14 protein-coding genes are annotated in these 14,921 nt (G+C 62.9%); 7 read left to right on the forward strand and 7 right to left on the reverse strand.

Translation table 11 applies throughout. The features are described from left to right. Positions 1–13: 13 nt before the first annotated feature. The 3 genes from AX703_RS27305 (at position 14) to AX703_RS08445 (ending at position 2,175) form a co-directional block, all read left to right on the forward strand. Positions 14–307 (forward strand): hypothetical protein, encoded by a 294-nt coding sequence (locus tag AX703_RS27305; protein ID WP_156451980.1) that lies wholly within the window; start codon positions 14–16, stop codon positions 305–307. Positions 308–330: 23 nt separating this feature from the next. Beyond that, positions 331–804, forward strand: a complete 474-nt coding sequence (locus tag AX703_RS08440; protein ID WP_039335193.1) for a hypothetical protein — start codon at positions 331–333, stop codon at positions 802–804. Between the two features lie 84 nt (positions 805–888). After that, positions 889–2,175: an amidohydrolase family protein gene (locus AX703_RS08445; RefSeq protein ID WP_062343598.1), complete on the forward strand. Its 1,287-nt coding sequence runs from the start codon at positions 889–891 to the stop codon at positions 2,173–2,175. Positions 2,176–2,182: 7 nt separating this feature from the next. Here the strand turns inward: AX703_RS08445 and AX703_RS08450 are convergent, their stop codons facing one another. Continuing rightward, a complete protein-coding gene (locus AX703_RS08450) occupies positions 2,183–2,656 on the reverse strand; it encodes a hypothetical protein (protein WP_156451981.1) in 474 nt (157 codons plus the stop codon). Further along, positions 2,653–3,033 (reverse strand): winged helix-turn-helix domain-containing protein, encoded by a 381-nt coding sequence (locus AX703_RS08455; protein WP_062343667.1) that lies wholly within the window; start codon positions 3,031–3,033, stop codon positions 2,653–2,655. Before AX703_RS08455 ends, AX703_RS08450 begins: the two co-directional genes overlap by 4 nt. A gap of 66 nt (positions 3,034–3,099) precedes the next feature. Between AX703_RS08455 and AX703_RS08460 the strand changes: the two genes are divergently transcribed. Next, complete coding sequence (locus AX703_RS08460; protein ID WP_062343600.1) at positions 3,100–4,236, forward strand: aminotransferase class I/II-fold pyridoxal phosphate-dependent enzyme; 1,137 nt, start codon at positions 3,100–3,102, stop codon at positions 4,234–4,236. 10 nt (positions 4,237–4,246) lie between these two features. On the opposite strand, the gene AX703_RS08465 is transcribed toward AX703_RS08460, so the two are convergent. From AX703_RS08465 to AX703_RS08480, 4 genes are all read right to left on the reverse strand, one after another. Continuing rightward, positions 4,247–5,287 (reverse strand): alcohol dehydrogenase family protein, encoded by a 1,041-nt coding sequence (locus AX703_RS08465; RefSeq protein ID WP_062343601.1) that lies wholly within the window; start codon positions 5,285–5,287, stop codon positions 4,247–4,249. Positions 5,288–5,300: 13 nt separating this feature from the next. Further along, entirely contained in the window at positions 5,301–6,527 is a 1,227-nt protein-coding gene (locus tag AX703_RS08470; RefSeq protein WP_062343602.1) for an acyl-CoA dehydrogenase family protein, read from the reverse strand. Positions 6,528–6,538: 11 nt separating this feature from the next. Further along, the gene (locus AX703_RS08475; RefSeq protein WP_062343603.1) at positions 6,539–7,276 is read right to left on the reverse strand and encodes an SDR family NAD(P)-dependent oxidoreductase; all 738 of its coding nucleotides are present in this window, start codon (positions 7,274–7,276) and stop codon (positions 6,539–6,541) included. A gap of 119 nt (positions 7,277–7,395) precedes the next feature. After that, complete coding sequence (locus tag AX703_RS08480; protein WP_231735462.1) at positions 7,396–9,819, reverse strand: TonB-dependent receptor; 2,424 nt, start codon at positions 9,817–9,819, stop codon at positions 7,396–7,398. A gap of 149 nt (positions 9,820–9,968) precedes the next feature. On the opposite strand from AX703_RS08480, the gene AX703_RS08485 reads away from it, so the two are divergent. Beyond that, positions 9,969–11,018, forward strand: coding sequence for an AraC family transcriptional regulator ligand-binding domain-containing protein (locus AX703_RS08485; protein ID WP_052242470.1), 1,050 nt, complete (start codon positions 9,969–9,971; stop codon positions 11,016–11,018). On the opposite strand, the gene AX703_RS08490 is transcribed toward AX703_RS08485, so the two are convergent. Then, positions 11,000–11,968 carry a LysR family transcriptional regulator gene (locus AX703_RS08490; RefSeq protein ID WP_062343604.1) on the reverse strand — a complete coding sequence of 323 codons (969 nt, stop codon included), beginning with the start codon at positions 11,966–11,968 and terminating at the stop codon, positions 11,000–11,002. The two genes, AX703_RS08485 and AX703_RS08490, sit on opposite strands and share 19 nt — an antisense overlap. 100 nt (positions 11,969–12,068) lie before the next feature. Here AX703_RS08490 and AX703_RS08495 point away from each other — a divergent pair, with 100 nt between their 5' ends. Together AX703_RS08495 and AX703_RS08500 are read left to right on the forward strand one after the other, a co-directional pair. Continuing rightward, on the forward strand, positions 12,069–13,616 hold the full coding sequence (locus AX703_RS08495) for an acetyl-CoA acetyltransferase (RefSeq protein ID WP_062343605.1): 1,548 nt from the start codon (positions 12,069–12,071) through the stop codon (positions 13,614–13,616). Between the two features lie 13 nt (positions 13,617–13,629). Then, the gene (locus tag AX703_RS08500) at positions 13,630–14,820 is read left to right on the forward strand and encodes a CaiB/BaiF CoA-transferase family protein (RefSeq protein WP_062343606.1); all 1,191 of its coding nucleotides are present in this window, start codon (positions 13,630–13,632) and stop codon (positions 14,818–14,820) included. Positions 14,821–14,921: the final 101 nt, after the last annotated feature.

The raw sequence follows: 14,921 nt of genomic DNA on the forward strand, positions 1-14,921 counted from the left end.
CCGAGGAGCCACCATGTCGGGATCGCCGGTACTGTCTGCCAAACTGCCTTCAGGTGTAGCCGAGAGCGTCGCGCCAAACATCGCGGTGCCCCGTCCTGCACGGCAGGAGGACGCCCCGGTTCGTTCACCCGTCCATCAGTTACAGGAAGAACTGATGGCCGGGCGATTCGGGCAGGCGGAGGGTGATTCGCCAACGGAAAGTGCCTCGGGCTGGGTTCGTCTCGGGCTGCCGCTGGCGTTGTCGGTCCTGCTATGGACTGTAATTTTTGGATTTATTGAGATCATTTCTGGACCTTTCGTGCCGTAACGAATTGTTGAGAGGCTTGGGCAATGATCCTGCGCATGCGTAGCCCACTCGACATGCTGACCCCTGGTCAGATTTCCCGCACCGCCCGTGTTGTCGCAGTAGCCAGCGCGGTTGCGCTCGGCTTCGGTTATGTGACGGACCAGCTCAGCGTGACGACGGCCGGTGTCGGCTCGTTCTTCCTCGCGTGCTCCCTGCTATTGGCGGCGCCACGCCAACGCGCGACCGAGCTGCTTGGCGCTGCGACTGTATGGCAGTGCTTTGCCGAATTCCTGTCGACCGTGCAGAGCGGGCAATTCGCCATGTGGCGCCTGGGCGTTTCGATCGCGACGCTTGGTTGCGTGATGGCCGTGATCCGTGTGCAACACTTGCGCGATCTTACCCGCCAAAGTCCTGACATACAGCTCCAGCATCTCGATCGTCGGACCATAAATGGCATGGGTATTTTGCCTCGGACCGACGCGCAGCTTGCAGAACTGCGGCACGAGGAAGCGGCCTGAACCCGGATTGAGGAAAAAGGACGGCGCAGATTGTTGCCGCTCCTTGTTGCGCAGGTATGATGGCGCCATTCGAAAGGATGGCGAATGCGGATTGTCCTACAGGTTCTTGCTGCTGCCCTGACGCTGACCGTTGCGGCTCCTTCGTTTGCCGGCGAGCGTTCCGAGGCGCTGACCCTGTTGCGGCCTGACGCCGTATTCGACGGTGAGACCGCAGTGCTGCGCAAGGGCTGGGCGGTTCTGGTAAGGGGCAACCGCATAGAAGCGGTCGGTCCTGACATTGTCGCGCCAGTCGAGGCTTCGGTCATTGCGCTGCCAGGCACCACCTTGATGCCGGGCATGATCGAGGGGCACTCGCACCTGTTCCTGCCCCCCTACAACGAAAGCCCGTGGGACGATCAGGTCCTGCATGAGTCCCTGGCGCTGCGCACGGCGCGCGCCACGGTTCACGCGCGGGTGACCTTGCTGGCGGGCTTCACCACGGTGCGCGATCTCGGCACCGAAGGCGCTGGCTATGCCGATGTGGGACTGAAGCAGGCGATCGAGCAGGGAATCGTGCCCGGGCCACGCATGCTGGTGGCGACGCGCGCCATCGTTGCGCCGGGGGCCTATGGTCCCAGAGGGTTCGAGCCGGGGGTGACGGTGCCGCTTGGTGCGGAGGAGGCTGGCGGGCCAGACCTGATCAATGCCGTGCGGCGGCAGATCGGCGCCGGGGCGGACCTGGTGAAGGTCTATGCCGATTATCGCTGGGGACCTGGCGAACCGAGCAGGCCAACCTTTACGGAAGCGGAGCTTAAAACTGTGGTGGAGGCTGCGCACGGTGCCGGACGGCAGGTTGTCGCCCACGCCAGCACGGCAGAGGGGATGCGTCGTGCCGTCGCAGCCGGTGTCGACACGATCGAGCATGGCGACGAAGGGACGCCTGACGTGTTCGCGGCGATGAAGGCCAAGGGCGTGGGCTTCTGTCCGACGCTTGCCGCAGGCGATGCGATTGCACGCTATCGCGGATGGAATGGTGAGGCGCCGGTGCCCAAGGGCGTGCAGGAGGGGTTCGAGGCCCTCGCCAAGGCGCGCAAGGCCGGGGTCGCCATCTGCATGGGCGGAGACGTCGGCGTTTACGCCCATGGCGACAACGCGCGGGAAGCCGAACTGATGGTGAAGGGGGGCATGACGCCCGCCGAAGTGGCAATCGCAGCGACATCGGGCAACGCGAAGATGTTTGGCATCGGTGACCGGCTGGGCAGCGTGAAGACGGGAATGCTGGCCGATCTGGTGGCGGTCGAGGGTAATCCGCTCACCGACATTACCGCAATCCGCAAGGTATCGCTGGTGATGAAGGACGGCGTGCTGTGGAAGGGGCCGGTGGGGCGCTAGGTAGTTATCAAGGCTTCTGGGCCAGCAATCTGGCGGCATGTGATGGCCTTATGGCGAGCAAGTAGCCAATTTCGTCCGATGTGATGTCCGGTCGTTTACGTTTCAGCTCGTGAGCGGTGGCCACCAATGCGTGGCAGTTCGGATCCAGGAAGTGTGCAACCTGTCCGCATTCACGTTCCAGTCGTAGCACCGCGCCAAACTCAAGAAAGTCTTCAGGCCAGATAGCATCCGTGACGATCCGTGCTGCATCCTCGGCATCAATGCGCTTCAGGCAGAAATTGTCATGAACCCTTTCTTCTTGCGCGATCATCCAGAACTGTTGGCATTGGTTGCACCGGGACATGTAGAGCCACCATTGCAGGCCTCCGTGTTCGCTAACAAGATCAAGCGAACCTAGCACTTCCTCGTCTGGCTCAGAGCCCATGCCAATGACTGCAAGGTTGCCGAGCTCTGCGCAGCGGCAATTCGTGTGCGATTTCAAGTCCTGTCACCTTTGCGGCTTGCCTTCGGTTCCGCCAGGAGCGCCTCTGCGAGGGCCAGATAAGCTGCGCATTCGGAGCTTCCTTGCAGGCGTTCTTGCAGCGCCCGGTAGTGGTGCAGAACGGCAATGCCCAATGCAGTCAGCCTGGCTCCGCCGCCTTTTGCGCTGCCGGGAGAGGTTTGGACCAGAGGTTCGCGCCAGCAGCGATTCATGGCATCGACCAGCAGCCACGCGCGGCGGTAGCTCATGTCCATGGCGCGCGCGGCGCCGGAAATGGAGCCTTCGCGGTCAATCGCATCAAGCAGGTCGGCCTTGCCGGGACCCATCGCGATCTCGTTGCCGCAGTAGAGCTGGATCTTCAGTTTGAGGCGCTGCATCGGCGGCAGGTTATCGGCGCGGCCGGCAGGGTTGCAACTTGTTTCGGCGGCAACTAGCACGCTGCCATGATCGCCGAAGTCGAACCGTTTCACGCCATCGCCGTTTCCCGCATCGCGCACGATATGGAGGCAGCGGGCGCCAGTGTCATCCACATGGAGTTCGGCCAGCCGTCGACCGGCGCTCCGGCCAAGGCGATTGCGCTGGCGCACGCGGTGCTGGACAGCGAGGCGATGGGCTATTGGGAAAGCGTGGCCCTGAAGGACCGCATCGCCCTGAGCTATGCCGAGAACTATGGCGTGACGGTGGAGCGCGAGCAGGTGATCCTGACGTGCGGTGCTTCGCCGGCTTTCGTCATGGCGTTGTCGTGCCTGTTCCGGCCGGGTGCGCGCATTGCTCTGGCCCGGCCGGGCTATGTTGCCTACCGCAATTCGTTGAAAGCCATGTACCTCGAGCCGGTCGAGATGGATTGCGGCCCGGCAGAGCGGTTTCAGGTCACCGCTGCCGCTGTCGAAGCGCTTGATCCGGTGCCCGATGGGCTGATCGTGGCGAGCCCGGCCAATCCGACGGGGACGATCATAGAGCCGGCAGAACTGGCCGCGATCGCAGAGGTCTGTCGCCGGAAGGGTATCAAGGTCATCTCCGACGAAATCTACCACGGGCTGAGCTACGGCGCGAAGGCGGCGTCGATGCTCGAGCATCTGCCCGACGCAGTGATCGTCAATTCGTTCTCGAAATACTTCAGCATGGCCGGGTGGCGGCTCGGCTGGCTGGTCGTGCCGGCCTCGCTCATCGACGCGGCGCGGGCGCGAATGGGCAGCCTGTTCCTGACGCCGCCGGTGCTGGCGCAGAAGGCCGGTCTCATGGCCTTCGAGTGTCGCGACGAGCTTGACGGGCATGTCGCGACATATGCGCGGAACCGCGCGATCCTGCTGGAGGCACTGCCTCTCATGGGGCTTGGGCGCATCGCCCCGCCCGATGGCGCGTTCTACATCTATGCCGATGCCAGCGAGTTCACCGACAACAGCCTGGCGCTGTGCGAGGAGCTGTTGCGCGATACGGGCGTTGCGACCGCGCCGGGGATCGACTTCGATCCGGTCAACGGCAAACGCTTCATCCGCTTCAGCTTCGCGGTTTCGACGCCTCTGGTGGAAGAGGCGATGCGCCGGATCGGGCCCTGGTTCGCCGCACGACGCAAAGGCTAGGGTCCTGACCCTAATCCGGGGTCAGCACCATCTTGAGCGCACCTGCCTCGCGCGCTTCGAACAGGCGGTAGGCTTCGGCGCCCTGTGACAGCGGCAAGCGGTGGCTGATGTAGCGTTCTGGCTTGAGGCGACCCGAGGCGACCAGCGGGAACAGCGCCGGCAGTTCCTCGGGCACGGAGCAGGTGCCGACGCGGAAGGTAAGACCGCCAGCAAAAGCGCGTTCAAGCGGGAAGGGGAAGCGTCGCGACTGCTGGACGCCGATCACCGAGACAGTGCCGCGCACGCGCACCAGGCGCAGCGCCATGTCCACCGTGGCATCGGCGCCCACGACTTCGACAACGCAGTCCAGCCGCTTGCCGTGCGTGTCCTCCTTTATCCGCGCAGCGGCCTCGTCCGGGTGCAGGACAATTGCGCCGAGGCTTTCGGCAATTGCGCGGCGCTCGGGCACCGGATCGATCGCGTAGACGACATGCGCACCCATGACGAAGGCGCTTTCCACCACCATCAGGCCAATCGGGCCGAGGCCGATCACGCCCACTGACGAGCCGGGGTGGATGTCAGCCTGCCGCGCCCCGAACCATGCGGTGGCGAGGGCATCGGTCATCATCAGTGCCTGATCGGTGCTGATCCCGTCCGGGATCGCAACGGCATTGGCATCGGCGGCAGGCACGCGCACCGCTTCGGCCTGTGAGCCCTGGAGTTTTGCCGAAAGGCCGTAGCAGCCCGATCCGTTGTTCTCGCAAGTGTTGACGACGCCTGCGAGGCATGAGCGGCAGGCGCCGCAGCCGACCGCTGCCGGAATCATCACCTTCCGGCCGACCTTCAGGCGATGGACGCCGCGGCCCACCTCGACCACTTCACCCACGGCTTCGTGGCCGACACAGAAGCCGACGTCTTCAGAGAAGCCGTGGCCATGGTAGATGTGGAGGTCGGAGCCACAGATCGAGCAGGCATCGACCTTGACGATGGCATCGCGATCCGAGTGCAACGCGGGGTCGTCCATGCTTTCGTGGCGGATGTCGCGTGCGCCGTAATAACGCAGGGCTTTCATGGCTGCGGCTCCTTCAACGGGCGTTCGAGGCGACGTATTCGGCGATCTTGAGCTTGCCCAGCTGGCTCATGTGGACTTCCTCCGGCCCGTCGGTGAGGCGGACGTAGCGATTGAGCGTGAAGAAATAGGCCATCGGGCCGTCCTCGCTGACGCCCATGCCGCCGTGGACCTGGATCGCGCGGTCAGCGACCTGCTGCGCCATCGAGGGAGCGACGACCTTGATCGCGGCGATCAGGTCTCGCGCTTCCTTGTTGCCCTTGCGATCCATCGCGTCGGCAGCCTTGAGCGTGAGCAGCCGCGCCATCTCCACTTGGCAGAACGAGCGGGCGACGTCCTGCCGCACGCTCGACTGGTCGGCCAGCTTCTTGCCGAAGGCGACACGGCTGTCGGCGCGGCGGGCCATCCATTCGAGCGCGCGCTGAGCCTGGCCGATCGAGCGCATGCAGTGATGGATGCGGCCCGGCCCGAGGCGACCTTGGGCGATCTCGAAGCCGCATCCTTCGCCGAGGACCATATTTGCGCGGGGCACGCGGACGTTGTCAAAGCGCAGCTCGACCTCGCCGCCCGGTGAATTGTGCGAGCCGAAGACCTTGAGGTGGCGGACCACGGTGACTCCCGGCGTATTGCGCGGAACGAGGATCTGCGAGTGCTGGCTGTGGCGCGGTCCGTCGAAGAAGGTCTTGCCCATGACGATCATGAGTTCGCAGCGGGGGTGCATGGCATTGGAAATCCACCACTTGCGCCCGTTGATCACGTAGTCATCGCCATCGGGAATGATCGAGAGTTCAAGGTTGGTAGCGTCCGACGAGGCCACCTGCGGTTCGGTCATCACATAGGCGGAACGGATCGTGCCTTCGAGGAGCGGGCGCAGCCAGCGCTCCTGCTGTTCGGGACTGCCGAACTTGGCGAGGACTTCCATGTTACCGGTATCGGGCGCCGAGCAGTTGAACACCTGGCTGGACCAAGGCACGCGGCCCATGACTTCGGCCAGAGGCGCATATTCAAGGTTGGTGAGGCCGGGCGACCACGCACCATATTCGTGAGGAAGGAACAGGTTCCACAGGCCGGCCGCGCGGGCCTTTTCCTTGAGCGGTTCCATCCCCGGCCATTCGGCCCAGAGATTCTGCTGGTCATGGACGAAGTTGTAATAGTCCTGCTCGGCCGGATAGACGTGTTCGTCCATGAAGGCTTCGAGGCGGGCAAGAAGATCCTTGACCTTGTCGGTATGTTCGAAGTGCATCCGGCAATCTTTCAGAGCGAGAGGCCGCCGTCGACCACGAGGGTGTGGCCGGTGACGTAAGAGGCAAGCGGGGAGGCGAGGAAGATTGCGGCACCTGCCATGTCGGCAGGAGTGCCCATCCGGCGCTGCGGAATGCTGGCAAGGGCCCCTTCGAGGCGCTGCGGGTGGGCGGTGGTGACCTTGGTCAGCTTTGTATCGACCAGACCGGGGGCGAGGCCATTGACGCGGATGCCCTCGGCAGCGAGCGCCTGTCCCAGCGTCTTGGTCAGGCTGATCGCGCCGGCCTTGGACGCGGCATAGGCCGGGTTGCCGATATTGGCCTTGAGACCGGAGATCGAGCTGACGACGATGATCGAGCCGTTGCTTTCGCCAAGCCGCGCGTGGAACTTCATCGAACAGTGCATTACGCTGTCGAGATTGACGGCCATGACCTTGTCCCAGCCCTCCCGCGCAAACTCGCCGCGCTTGTAGACCACCGTGCCCTGGCAGAGGACGAGCACGTCGAGGCTGGAGTAAGGAAAAGGGGCTGCCGCGATGGCATCGGGATTGCCGACATCGACGCAGGTGTAACCGAGACCGGAGAGATCAGACCCATCGGCAGGATAATAGTCTTCTGCGCCAGGCCGGGTTCCCCAGACGTGGACTGCGGCGCCGCGTGCACGAAAGGCTTGTGCGATGCCGTTGCCAATGCCGCTGGAGCCGCCAACGACAAGGACATGCCTGCCGGTGAAGTCTGTATCGTCGATCATCGCTCTCCCTTTCGGCCGCAGCATGCGACTCTGTGCAATCAGCTTAACGGTCCGGTCGCCACGCAAAAGACCCTCGCTGTCTTCCGATAGCGAGGGTCTTTGCATCCATTCCTGCAACGTCAGAACGAGGCGCGGACGCGGATGCCGTAGGTGCGAGGCGCTCCGGGATAGGCGTTCTGATCGCCGGTCTGGAGCGGGGTGGGGAATGACTGGGTGAACCAGGTCTTGTCGAACAGGTTCTGCACCCAGCCTTCGATCAGCAGGCCGGTCTTCGGCAGCTTGAACCCGAGGTTGGCGTTGACCAGGGTGACCGGGCCCTGTTCAGCCGTAGTCGCGGTGCTGATCAGCTGGCGGCTCTGATACTGTGCCTGCACGCGAGCCAGCACACTGAGGTTGTCGTTGATCGGCTGATCGAGGTTCAGCGTGGCGTTGCCAGAGAACTTCGGGCTGAAGCGGAAACGCGAGTCCGACAGGACCGGGTCGATGTTGCTATCCTTCCCGTACTGGGCATGCGGGATCCACGTACCATCGAGGCCGAGCGTCAGGCTGTCGGTGATCTGGAACAGGTTCTCGATCTCGAGACCGTAGTCCTTCGCCGACTTGGCATTGAGCACTGTGAAGCGCAGCCCGATGAACTGCGCGATCTGGAGGTCGGACAGGTCATAGTAGAAGAACGCGATGTTGGTGCGGGCCCGTCCATCAAGGTACTGGAACTTGCCGCCGACTTCGAAGGCGTTGACCTTCTCCGGCTTGTAGCGCGGGTTCAGCGGTGCCTGTGCTGGTGCATTGCCGAAGAAGCCGATGCGGATTGCGGCAGGCAGGGCATTGTAGACAGCGGCGTTGTTGATCAGCGTGCCTGCCGCATTGACGTCCATGTTGACGCCGCCCGCCTTGAAGCCGCGGTTGTACGTCGCATAGAGCATGATGTCGTCAGTCGGACGGTACTGGACGCCGAGGGTGCCCGAGAGCGCCTTGTTGGTCGTCGTGGCGTCGTATGCCGGCGATGGGGCGATACCGAGCAGGGTGAATACATCCGTCGGGATCGGGCGATAGAAGGCGTTGTTGAAGAAGCCGCGCTTCTTCTCGATCGAGTAGCGCACACCAGCAATGACGTTGAACTTGTCGTTCACCGCGAAATCGAGGTGGGCGAAGCCTGCGTAGGACTTGGCCGTGCCGCCCATGCGCTCGGTGGTCCATGTACCGGGGGCAGCGTATGCAGTGCCCGGGGCGACGCCGAGGCTGGCGAAGATCGCATCCCAGTAGAACTGCGCCTGGTTCGCCCATGGCAGGCTGCGGCCCATCTTGAGCTTCTCGTCCGAGAAGAACAGTCCGAAGACTGCCTCGGCATTGAGCGCCGGAATCTTGGTGTTGTAGGTCAGTTCCTGCGAGATGAAGCGGCTCGAGAAGCTCTCGTCATAGCGGAAGATGTCAGCGCCGGAGAAATCGGGGTCGAGATCGCGCTGGTCGACCGTGAACTTGCGCACTGCCGTGACCGACTTCAGCGTCCCTTCGCCGACCTGTGCGTCGATCAGCAACGTGCCGCCGTAATCCTCGATTTCCTGCTGGCCGTTGCCATTGAGGGTCTGCTCGAACTTCGAAGGATCGCGGGCGGGAAGCTTGCGACCGGTCGGCGTCATCGACGAAGCCGGGATCAGGCCGGCAAGCACGCCAAGAAACTGCTGGCTGCTGGCTGGCTGGTAGAGCGTCAGCAGATCGATGATCGGCTGGGTGGGACCGTCGATGAAGGCCGAGGTGGCGTAGCAGCAGTTGCCCTGGCTGTGCGAGTAGTCGCCAATCAGGCGGACGGTGAGGTTCTCGCTCGGCTCGAACAGCAGCTGCGCCTTGACCGCGCGGGTCTTGTTGTCGTTGAGGCTCTGGCCGGTGGTGCTGTCGGTGAAGAAGCCATCGGCCGACGAGGCGAGCCCGGCGATGCGGAATGCAACCTTGTCCGAGAGTGGAGCATTGACGGCGCCGCGGGCAATCAAGGTGTCGTAATTTCCGTAGGTCACTTCAACGGCGCCATTGACGTCGTTGAGCGAGGGTGATGCCGAGGCGAGCAACAGGGCGCCGGCGGTGGTGTTCTTGCCGAACAGGGTCCCCTGCGGGCCGCGCAGCACCTGAAGGTTGTCGATGTCGAGGAAGTTCTGCAGCGCCGCTGCCGCGCGGGTGCGATAGACCCCATCGATGAAGACGCCGACCGAGCCTTCGAACGAGCGGCTGTTTCCGGTCGTGCCCAGACCACGGATGATGAGGTTCGCGCTCGAGGTTGCGATGTTGGTGACGCGGAAGCTGATCGAGGGGCTGATGGCCTGGATGTTCGCGACGTTCTCGACGCGCGCCTGGGCGAGTGTTTCGGCGTTGGCCGCAGTTATCGCGATCGGCACGTCCTGAAGATTCTCGGTCCTGCGCTGTGCCGTTACGATGATCTCGGCAAGGCCGGGGGTAGATTGCTCTTCGGCCTGCTGGGCGTGCGCCAGGTTCGGCAAAGTGACCGAAGCCGCGATTGCGGCCAGTGCTGCGTTACGCAAGTACAATGCTTTCAAGGCTGCCTCCCATGCGCCGCCTTGTGGCGGCTGTAATTGGTGTTCCAGACGCTGTCCCGGACTGGACAGAAGCTGACTGCAGCGGCATTGTGCGTTTAATCGTTTAATTGATCTTGACGGATCGCGGCACAGTATTGTCAGATTGCATCATGATGGAATCGGAAAGCGGTCTCGCTCATGCCAGCGCCATGCGCCAGTTCGCTCACTTCGCGGAAGTGTCGGGGCTTGATCTGAGGAGCCTTTGCCCTCCCGACGTCTTTGCCCACGTGGAACAGGCGAACGAGGCGGAATGGCTGCCGGCAAGTGCGCACGTAGACGTTCTGCAGGCTGCCGCGATCGCATCCGGTCGCGATGATCTTGGCGTGGCCTTCTCCATGTGGTGCAATGTGCGCGGCTTCGGCCCGATCAGCCTGCTTTGGGATCATTGCACCACGCTTGACGAGGCGACACGGATAACGCGACGCTACATGCACCTCGAAAGTGCGGCGATGCGTTCGAGCACGGATATTACCGGGCATGAGGCGGCCTTGCGCCATGTTCTCATGGTGCCTGCGCGGTTTGGCGGCTCGCAATTCCTGCAGGCCACGCTGACACTCCAGTTACGCATCACGCGGATGCTGCTTGGCGAGGAATGGACGCCGATCAGGCTGGAGCTGGATCATCCCGCGCCGCAGAGTTGGCGATATCATCAGGCGGTGTTTCGTTGTCCGATCGAGTTCGGGTCGGATCGCTGTGCGCTGGTCTTCCGCAAGTCGGATCTGCATCGGCCTTCGCAGCGGGCCAATCCCAACATGGTTCGCTACCTTGAAAAGCAGTTGGCCCAAGCCGATAGCCAATGGCCGGGCGATCTCATGCAGCAGGTGCGCTACTTCATCGCCACCAACCTGACGGAGCGGCGGGCAAACCTGCCGCATGTTGCCGGGCTTGCCGGCCTCTCTCCGCAGAGCCTCCAGCGCCGCCTTGCCGAAAGGGGCACGAGCTTCGCAGTGATTCTCGAACAGGTGCGAAAGCATACTGCCGACGAATACTTCCGCACTGCACGACGACCCAACCTCACCGAACTTTCGCATCGCCTCGGCTATACCGACGCCAGCGCGGCAAGCCGCTTCCTGCGTCAACATATGTCCACCGGCGCGCGAGCCCTTATGGCGCAAACGCGCCCGCGCAAGGCACCCGATGGTCAGTCGGCAAATGCCTGAGGCACAAGGGATTCTGCAATTTTCCAGAGCTGCATCTCGCTTGCCGCGCGCATTTGACGGTTGCTTCGCAGCACCGCCAGCTCGGTGAGGATGGAAAGGCCCGCGACGGGTCGATAAACGACGTTTCCGTGATCCTTCGGGCGAAATTGCGCGATGGAGATCGCCGGAATGCGATATTCGCGGCAATATCGTTCCAGCGCAAAGGCGTGTGCTTCGGGCGGGAGGAAGCCCGTTGCCCCGGCAGCCGCGAGCCACGTCGATATCGGTTGATACAGGCTCTTGCCGTGCAGCGGGGCGAGCATCGCGATGACCGATCCGGACAAAGCTGCCTGCGGCACGACGTCGAACCGGGCGAGAGGGTGCTCTTGCGGAATGGCCAGGCCGATCGGTTCGCGGCTGAGAGTCAGGCGAGGCAAACCATCCGGAATTTCAAGTTCGCCGCATTGCTGGCGGGCCATGTCGGCCAAATACTTGTCGTGAGGCACGACGGCCGCAACCACCATGGCAAGATCGACGGTGCCCTTGATCAGCCCCTCGCAAAGCGAATAGGCAAAATCGTTGTCCACCCGCAGCGATATGTCCGGAAGCTCGCGCGCGATCGCCGATAGCAGCGCTCCGTGCTGAGGCAGTTCGAACGTATAGATTGGCGCGCCGAGGACGATCCGGCGATCAGGGCGATCCCGCCAAGCGGCAAGTTGGGCGGCGAAGGCATCGGCTTGGGCGACGAAGGTACCGGCCTGGTCGAGCAGTGCCGTGCCAACGGGCGATAGCTGGACCGCGCGCGTAGTCCGGTCGAACAGGCGCTGGCCGATCTGTTCCTCGAGCTTGCGGATCTGTGCCGAAAGGCTGGGCTGCGTCAGGTTCATGCGCTTCGCCGCACGGCCGAAGCTCAATTCCTGCGCAAGAGCGAGGAAGCACCGGATAGCTTTCAGATCGACATCGGGCTGCATGAGCTCGATATATTCGAATACCCTATAAATCGAAAGATTAAATCGATTGGACGGTGCGGTCCGGCGCTTTTAGCTTGGCGGGAAAAAGCGAAAGGATGCCATGCCCCTGTCGGAGAATACCCCGGTCATTGTCGGTGTCGGCCAGTTCGTCGAACGGGTCGACAATCCTGGATATGTCGGCCTGTCGTTTGCCGATCTGGCCGCTGCGGCCGCCCGGGAGGCTCTTGCCGACACGCAGGCAGGTGCGGCAGTTGCAGCGCAGGTGCAGGCGGTCGGTTCAATCCGGACGTTCGAGGAATCCGGAGCGATGCAAGTCCCGTTCGGGCGGGCGGACAAGCTGCCACTGGCAGTTGCGCGAAGGCTGGGCATCAAGCCGGAAGTCGCCATCCTCGAGAAGGTGGGGGGACAGTCTCCGCTGGCCTTGCTGGCTGATCTTGGGAACCGCATCGCGACAGGTGCCGTGTCGGCAGCCTTGATGTTCGGCAGCGAGGCGATCTCGACCGTGCGCCATCTCGTGGCCAAGGGCGAGACGCGTGATTGGGCCGAGAGCGATGATCCCGATGCCACCGGCGTCGAGTGGATCGACAAGGGCAGGGGCTTTGAGGGCACCCTTTCGGCAGCCAGCATTGCCCATGGCATTCGCGCGCCGGTAACGGCTTACGCATTGTGCGAGAATGCCCGGAGAGCCCGTCTTGGCCTATCGCGCAAGGCCTATGCCGACGAGATGGGGAAACTGTTCGCGCCGTTCACGAAAGTTGCGGCAGCAAACCGTTACAGCGCAGCCGCGGTCAAGCCGATGAGTGCGCAGGAAATCGCCACTCCCGGCGAGCGCAATCGGATGATCTGCGATCCCTATCCTCTCAAGCTGGTCTCGCGCGACCAGGTCAATCAGGCGGCAGCGCTCGTGCTGATGTCAATCAAGGCCGCCCGCGCGGCGGGGGTGCCTGAGGCCAAGTGGATATATCTTCACGGGGCTGCCCTGGCCAACGAGCGGGAACTGCTGGAGCGGCCGGATATCGGGGCCTATCCCGCTGCAAATGCCGCCATTGCCGCCGCCTTGTCGCAGGCGAACGTGACGGCCGATGCAATCGCCGCTTTCGATTTTTATTCCTGCTTCCCCGTCCCGGTGTTCAATGCCGCGATCGACGGCCTTGGCCTTGCTGCAGATGACCCGCGTAGTTTGACGGTTACCGGAGGTCTTCCCTACTTCGGCGGAGCCGGCAACAACTACTCCACGCATGCGTTGGCAAGCATGGTCGAAATCTTGCGAGGCAAGCCTGGAGCCAAGGGCTTGGTAGGCATGAACGGCGGCTTCCAGTCCAAGTACGGCGCAGCGGTGCTGTCCACCGGCCCGCGTGAATGGCCGGGGTGCCTGACTGCGGAACTACAGGCAGAGCTCGATGCAGTCCCTGAGGCCGCCATGGCGCTTGCGCCGCAAGGGAACGGCCGCATCGGCACATATACGGTGACCTTCGCCAAAGGCGTGCCGGAGCAGGCCATCGTGATCGGTGAACTCGACACTGGCGGACGCTTCGTTGCCACCACACGCGATGCCACCACCGTTGCAGCGATGCTGGAGCGCGATCCGCTTGGCAGGCCCGTGGTCATTACGACGGGTGAAAAGGCAAACAGCTTTGCGTTCGACTGAAGGGACAGGGCAGGTGGCGGAAAATTCGGTTCTCCTCGAAGGCATCCGCGTTGTCGACCTGACAACCGTGGTCTTCGGCCCATACGCCACGCAGATCATGGCGGATTTGGGTGCGGACGTGATCAAGGTCGAAGCGCCAGGCATTGGCGATGCGTTTCGCTGGTCGGCAAGAGCGGCTGTCACGCCGGGCATGGCACCGGCGTGGATGGCGCTCAACCGTGGCAAGAAGTCCGTTGCGCTCGACCTGAAGGACGAGGGCGACCGGGCCGTGATGCTCGACCTGCTGCGCGATGCAGACGTGTTCGTGGTGAACGTGCGGGGCAAGGCGCTCGAGCGGATCGGGCTGGATTACGAGGCGCTCAAGGCGATCAATCCCGGTTTGATCTATGTCCACTGCGTCGGCTTTGGCCAGGATGGTCCTTATGCAGACCTGCAGGCCTATGATGACGTGATCCAGGCGGCCACCGGCACCGCCACGCTGTTGCCTCGGGTCGACGGCAACCCGCGCCCGCGCTATCTTCCGTCGCTGATCGCTGACAAGGTGGCAGGACTGCATGCCGCCTATGCCGCAATGGCTGCCATCGTGCACAAGCAGCGGACGGGCGAAGGGCAACGGGTTGAAGTGCCGATGTTCGAGGTGTTTTCAAGCTTCATGCTGCTTGAACACCTTGGTGGCCTGACATTCGATCCGCCCAATGGACCCGCAGGATACCCACGGCAGGTCGATCCCGATCGCCAGCCTTTCCCGACAGCCGATGGCTGGATCAGCATCGTTGCCTATACCGACGATGCGTGGATACGCATCTTCACGCTGCTGGGGCAGCCGGACTTCCTCGATCAGGAGCATCTCTCGACGCCGCAGCTTCGGCTCAAGGCGCAGCCGGAATTGTACCAGGCGATAGCGCGTTTCACGCCGGCCTTGCCGACTGCGGAGATACTGGCGCGGTGTCATGCTGCCCAGATCCCTGCGCAGGCCGTACGCGATCTGGCAGACGTGATGACTGATCCCCATCTTCAGGAGACAGGCTTCTTCCGCCGACGCGAGCACCCGGTTGAGGGCGCCTATTTCGAGCAGGCCCCGCCTGTACGCTTCGAGGTTTCCGAAAATGGTAAATCTGTCTCTTTCCCTCCCTCGGCTGGCGCCGATAGTGAAGAGATCAGAGCTTACGGATGGCAGGCCTTTTCAGGCACAAAAGATGGTTAAGATATCTGTTTGTTTCTATTGATAAAACTACGGATTAAATCCGACTAAAGCTCCTATGAATTCCCGATAAAGGTAAGGTTCTGGAAACCGTCGAGCGCCGT

It is taken from the genome of Novosphingobium sp. CCH12-A3, assembly GCF_001556015.1.
In the GTDB taxonomy this organism is placed as follows: Bacteria; Pseudomonadota; Alphaproteobacteria; order Sphingomonadales; family Sphingomonadaceae; genus Novosphingobium; species Novosphingobium subterraneum.